Here is a 616-nt window from a genome sequence, read left to right on the forward strand (position 1 = left end):
CTTTCGTCCTTCGGATAAAAAAATGCTGACATGGCAATTCAAGTCACCGCTTGCTGCGGGGCTGAACATGGCTTGCAGAACAGACAACGACCAAAGCACCTTTAAATCAGGAAAGAATCACGCATCTCAAGTGTATGCATTGAATGAGAACGGAGAGCGCAGAAAGCACTTAGGGATTTCCTTTGGTAACGAGCTTAATATTGAAGCCTGGATGCATGAACCTAAGGACTATCAAACACAATCAGTATGCACACCTTGTGCGGTGAATGGTTGGGTTTATGCACAAAAAACCGCATCACTTCCCGTTCTAGGAACACTTAAATGTGAGCTTGGTGAGTTCGACTTGAGCGAACTGGACTGCTATGGGCACCACGATTTTTCTGCTGGCTATATGCGCCGAGACACATTCTGGAATTGGGCATGCTTTAGCTTACCACCAACAAACAGTCGTCCTGCTCTCGGTTTGAATATCAGCTGGGGAGTCAATGAGAGCGGTTTCTCTGAAAACTGCATCTGGATCGGAACACGTTGTATTGCACTCCCTCAAACACAGTTTTTCTATGATCGTGATAACAAAATGGGGCAATGGAAAATTCAATCCTCCGACGGCAGCATT

General features: G+C 45.8%; 1 protein-coding gene. It reads left to right on the plus strand.

Annotated features, from left to right (window positions below):
* Positions 1-22 precede the first annotated feature (22 nt).
* The coding region (locus A3738_RS13355; RefSeq protein WP_156504248.1) for a DUF2804 family protein at positions 23-616 on the plus strand (594 nt) is incomplete at its 3' end.

The sequence above is a fragment of the Oleiphilus sp. HI0066 genome (genome assembly GCF_001635725.1).